Raw genomic sequence first — 5,471 nt, 5'->3', positions numbered from 1 at the left:
TCATTGTCATAATGAAGGGTTTTCAAGGAAGGCGGCGACCTACTCTCCCACGATTGTAGTACCATTGGCGCTAACGGGCTTAACTTCTCTGTTCGGAATGGTAAGAGGTGAGCCCCGATGCTATAACCACCTTAAGCCGTTTGTTAATAGTAGTTAGTTATTGGTTAATAGTATTTAAACTATCAACATCTAACCATAAACTATTAACCAATATTGTTGACATATTGATTTAAATATATAAAATACGATGAGCTTTTCACTAAAATACACGTGTTAAGCAAATCTCCACCTTGGCACTGATACTTCAATACCAAGGTGTGCGCATAAGCCTATGGGTTATTAGTACTACTCGGCTATGACATTACTGCCTTTACACCTATAGCCTATCAACGTGGTAGTCTCCCACGACCCTTTAAAGAAATCTCATCTTGTGGTGGGTTTCGCGCTTATATGCTTTCAGCGCTTATCCCTTCCGAACGTAGCTACTCTGCAATGCTCCTGGCGGAACAACAGATACACCAGAGGTTCGTCCAACTCGGTCCTCTCGTACTAAAGTCAGATCCACTCAAATTTCTAACGCCCACTGTAGATAGAGACCGAACTGTCTCACGACGTTCTGAACCCAGCTCGCGTGCCACTTTAATGGGCGAACAGCCCAACCCTTGGGACCTTCTCCAGCCCCAGGATGTGACGAGCCGACATCGAGGTGCCAAACCCCCCCGTCGATGTGAGCTCTTGGGGGAGATCAGCCTGTTATCCCCGGAGTACCTTTTATCCTTTGAGCGATGGCCCTTCCATGCGGAACCACCGGATCACTATGCTCTACTTTCGTACCTGATCGAGCTGTATCTCTCTCAGTCAAGCCTGCTTATGCCATTGCACTCTACGCACGATTACCAACCGTACTGAGCAGACCTTTAGAAGCCTCCGTTACTCTTTTGGAGGCGACCACCCCAGTCAAACTACCCACCAAGCACTGTCCATCTCGCGATGTTAGGCTTCGAATAAGCAAAGGGTGGTATTTCAACAATGACTCCACAACGCCTGGCGACGCCACTTCAAAGTCTCCCACCTATCCTACACATTACTTATCCAAAGTCAATACTAAGCTATAGTAAAGGTTCACAGGGTCTTTTCGTCCCACAGCGGGTAACCGGCATCTTCACCGATACTACAATTTCACCGAGCTCATGGCTGAGACAGTGTCCAGATCGTTGCACCATTCGTGCAGGTCGGAACTTACCCGACAAGGAATTTCGCTACCTTAGGACCGTTATAGTTACGGCCGCCGTTTACCGGGGCTTCAATTCAGATCTTCGCCGAAGCTAAACCCTCCTCTTAACCTTCCGGCACCGGGCAGGTGTCAGGCCATATACATCATATTTCTATTTAGCATAGCCCTGTGTTTTTGATAAACAGTCGCCTGGACCTCTTCACTGCGGCCACACCGAAGTGTGGCGACCCTTCTCCCGAAGTTACGGGTCGATTTTGCCTAGTTCCTTAGCCATGAATCTCTCGAGCACCTTAGAATTCTCATCCCAACTACCTGTGTCGGTTTACGGTACGGGCTGCTTCACTCGGTTTTCTTGGAAGTCGCGCCTCTGGATTATCACATCAGCCGAAGCCTCTGTGTACTATCGCGGTATTACTACTCGCTTCAACGAACTATTCCGTCAGTTCGCACCAAATAAACGCCTCCGTCACTTTTAGCGTGAGCAGGTACAGGAATATTAACCTGTTGTCCATCCACTACCCCTTTCGGGTTCGCGTTAGGTCCCGACTAACCCTCAGCTGATTAGCATAGCTGAGGAAACCTTAGTCTTTCGGTGTGCGGGTTTCTCGCCCGCATTATCGTTACTTATGCCTACATTTTCTTTTGTAGCTACTCCAGCAAGAATCGCCTCTCACCTTCAACGTCACTACAATGCTCCCCTACCACTCCTTACGAAGTCCATAGCTTCGGTAATATGCTTATGCCCGATTATTATCCATGCCGAACCGCTCGACTAGTGAGCTGTTACGCACTCTTTAAATGAATGGCTGCTTCCAAGCCAACATCCTAGCTGTCTAAGCAGTTCAACCGCGTTTATTCAACTTAGCATATATTTAGGGACCTTAGCTGATGGTCTGGGTTCTTTCCCTCTCGGACATGGACCTTAGCACCCATGCCCTCACTGCTGATCATCATTTTATAGCATTCGGAGTTTGTCAGGAATTGGTAGGCGGTGAAGCCCCCGCATCCAATCAGTAGCTCTACCTCTATAAAACTATATATCAACGCTGCACCTAAATGCATTTCGGGGAGTACGAGCTATTTCCGAGTTTGATTGGCCTTTCACCCCTACCCTCAGGTCATCCCAAGACTTTTCAACGTCAACGGGTTCGGTCCTCCACTTTGGGTTAACAAAGCTTCAACCTGCCCAAGGGTAGATCACACGGTTTCGCGTCTACTACTACTAACTTAATCGCCCTATTCAGACTCGCTTTCGCTTCGGCTGCGATTCTTAAAATCTTAACCTTGCTAGTAAAAGTAACTCGTAGGCTCATTATGCAAAAGGCACGCCGTCACTTATCGCTCCGACCGCTTGTAAGCGTATGGTTTCAGGATCTATTTCACTCCCTTATTCAGGGTTCTTTTCACCTTTCCCTCACGGTACTGGTTCACTATCGGTCTCTCAGGAGTATTTAGCCTTATGGGATGGTCCCCACAGATTCATACAGGGTTACACGTGCCCCGCACTACTCAGGATACCACTAAATCAATATATCTTACCTATACGGGACTATCACCCTCTATGGCTTGTCTTTCCAAACAATTCTAATTCAATATACATCTTATAGCGTGGTCCTACAACCCCGATATTGCCGTAACAACATCGGTTTGGGCTAATCCGCGTTCGCTCGCCACTACTAACGGAATCACTATTGTTTTCTTCTCCTCCGGGTACTTAGATGTTTCAGTTCTCCGGGTTCGCCTCCTTACGGATACTATATCTTCAATATAGTGGGTTGCCCCATTCGGATATCTGCGGATCATAGTGTATGTGCCACTCCCCACAGCTTTTCGCAGCTTATCACGTCCTTCATCGCCTCTGAGAGCCTAGGCATTCCCCATACGCCCTTAATTAGCTTATGCGTCTTGCTTTAACTTGCTCTTTTAGTTTTTTCAATAATAAAATATAATTCTATTATCGCTCTTTTGTCGTTAAATGTCTCCTGTGAAAACATCTAACGCTCGTATTCTTTAAATCAATATGTCAATGAACGTTGTGGTGAGTAACCACTGACATTAATTATCAGTAACTACTCCCATGCAATACTCTTGAAACTTACATCCCAAGGCATCACCTTGTGGAGAATACCGGAGTCGAACCGGTGACCTCCTGCGTGCAAGGCAGGCGCTCTAGCCAGCTGAGCTAATTCCCCTATCATGAATTCAGAATGTAGAATTCAGAATTACGAATTTAGAATTCTCAAACTTCTAGAATTTCCTTTTCAATATATAATCAATGAACTTTACTAAAACTAAGCTTATAAAAAAACTAAACCCATCTTAGATAGTAGTCTCAGGCAGACTCGAACTGCCGACCTCTACATTATCAGTGTAGCGCTCTAACCAGCTGAGCTATGAGACTTTTTTCATAGTTGATGGTTGATGGTTTAGAGTTGATAGTTACCTGTCTTATAAAATAAAACCCTAACAACTAACAACCAAAAACTAACAACTAATTCAATTAATTAACAGCTAAGACTAAAAATAATCCCTAACAAACAATTCCTGTGTGTCATAACTTCTCTAGAAAGGAGGTGTTCCAGCCGCACCTTCCGGTACGGCTACCTTGTTACGACTTAGCCCCAGTTACCAGTTTTACCCTAGGCCGCTCCTTGCGGTGACGGACTTCAGGTACCCCCAGCTTCCATGGCTTGACGGGCGGTGTGTACAAGGCCCGGGAACGTATTCACCGGATCATGGCTGATATCCGATTACTAGCGATTCCAGCTTCACGGAGTCGAGTTGCAGACTCCGATCCGAACTGTGATAGGTTTTATAGATTCGCTCCTTGTCACCAAGTGGCTGCTCTCTGTACCTACCATTGTAGCACGTGTGTGGCCCAGGACGTAAGGGCCGTGATGATTTGACGTCATCCCCACCTTCCTCGCGGTTTGCACCGGCAGTCTTGCTAGAGTTCCCGACATTACTCGCTGGCAACTAACAACAGGGGTTGCGCTCGTTATAGGACTTAACCTGACACCTCACGGCACGAGCTGACGACAACCATGCAGCACCTTGTAATCTGTCCGAAGAAAACTCTATCTCTAAAGCTGTCAGACTACATTTAAGCCCTGGTAAGGTTCCTCGCGTATCATCGAATTAAACCACATGCTCCACCGCTTGTGCGGGCCCCCGTCAATTCCTTTGAGTTTCATTCTTGCGAACGTACTCCCCAGGTGGGTTACTTATCACTTTCGCTTAGCCACTCAGTCCGAAAACCGAACAGCTAGTAACCATCGTTTACGGCGTGGACTACCAGGGTATCTAATCCTGTTCGCTACCCACGCTTTCGTCCCTTAGCGTCAATACATTATTAGTGATCTGCCTTCGCAATCGGTATTCTAAGTAATATCTATGCATTTCACCGCTACACTACTTATTCTAACCACTTCATAATGATTCAAGACTTGCAGTATCAATGGCAATTTTCCGGTTGAGCCGAAAACTTTCACCACTGACTTACAAACCCGCCTACGGACCCTTTAAACCCAATGATTCCGGATAACGCTTGGATCCTCCGTATTACCGCGGCTGCTGGCACGGAGTTAGCCGATCCTTATTCGTAGAGTACCGTCAGAGCTCTACACGTAGAGCGGTTTCTTCCTCTATAAAAGTAGTTTACAACCCATAGGGCAGTCTTCCTACACGCGGCATGGCTGGATCAGAGTTGCCTCCATTGTCCAATATTCCTCACTGCTGCCTCCCGTAGGAGTCTGGTCCGTGTCTCAGTACCAGTGTGGGGGATCTCCCTCTCAGGACCCCTATCTATCGTCGCCTTGGTATGCCGTTACCATACCAACTAGCTAATAGAACGCATAGCCATCTTATAGCGATAAATCTTTAATCATTAACCAATGCTGATTTATGATACTATAAGGTATTAATCCAAATTTCTCTGGGCTATCCCTTACTATAAGGTAGGTTCTATACGCGTTACGCACCCGTGCGCCGGTCGTCATCTAAAGTGCAAGCACCCTAATGTTACCCCTCGACTTGCATGTGTTAAGCCTGCCGCTAGCGTTCATCCTGAGCCAGGATCAAACTCTTCATCGTGAATTCTTAAATATTTTAATCATAACACAACCAGGAATTATAAATCGTTTCTCAAAATTATTTCTAGTCTTAATTCTTATTGTAATAATATCAGTATAAACCAATATTAATACGCGCTGTCAATCAATATATCAATGAACTTTTT

The 5,471-nt window shown here is 46.0% G+C and carries 2 tRNA genes and 3 rRNA genes; all 5 read right to left on the bottom strand.

Features of this window, described 5'->3' with window-relative positions:
- Nucleotides 1-26 precede the first annotated feature (26 nt).
- The 5 genes from rrf to Q1B37_RS24075 all read right to left on the bottom strand — a co-directional run bounded on the left by rrf (nt 27) and on the right by Q1B37_RS24075 (nt 5,326).
- Nucleotides 27-134: ribosomal RNA gene (rrf, locus tag Q1B37_RS24095) — 5S ribosomal RNA — on the bottom strand.
- Between the two features lie 185 nt (nt 135-319).
- A 23S ribosomal RNA gene (locus Q1B37_RS24090) occupies nt 320-3,136 on the bottom strand.
- A gap of 216 nt (nt 3,137-3,352) precedes the next feature.
- A tRNA-Ala gene (locus Q1B37_RS24085) sits at nt 3,353-3,426 on the bottom strand.
- 135 nt (nt 3,427-3,561) lie between these two features.
- Nucleotides 3,562-3,635 (bottom strand) — tRNA-Ile (locus tag Q1B37_RS24080).
- A 165-nt stretch (nt 3,636-3,800) separates the two neighbouring features.
- Nucleotides 3,801-5,326 (bottom strand): 16S ribosomal RNA (locus Q1B37_RS24075).
- The 16S, 23S and 5S rRNA genes sit together here with 2 tRNA genes alongside, the layout of an rRNA operon.
- Nucleotides 5,327-5,471: the final 145 nt, after the last annotated feature.

The sequence above is a fragment of the uncultured Aquimarina sp. genome, from assembly GCF_947492965.1.
GTDB lineage: Bacteria > Bacteroidota > Bacteroidia > Flavobacteriales > Flavobacteriaceae > Aquimarina.
This window is presented reverse-complemented; position numbering and strand designations above follow the sequence as displayed.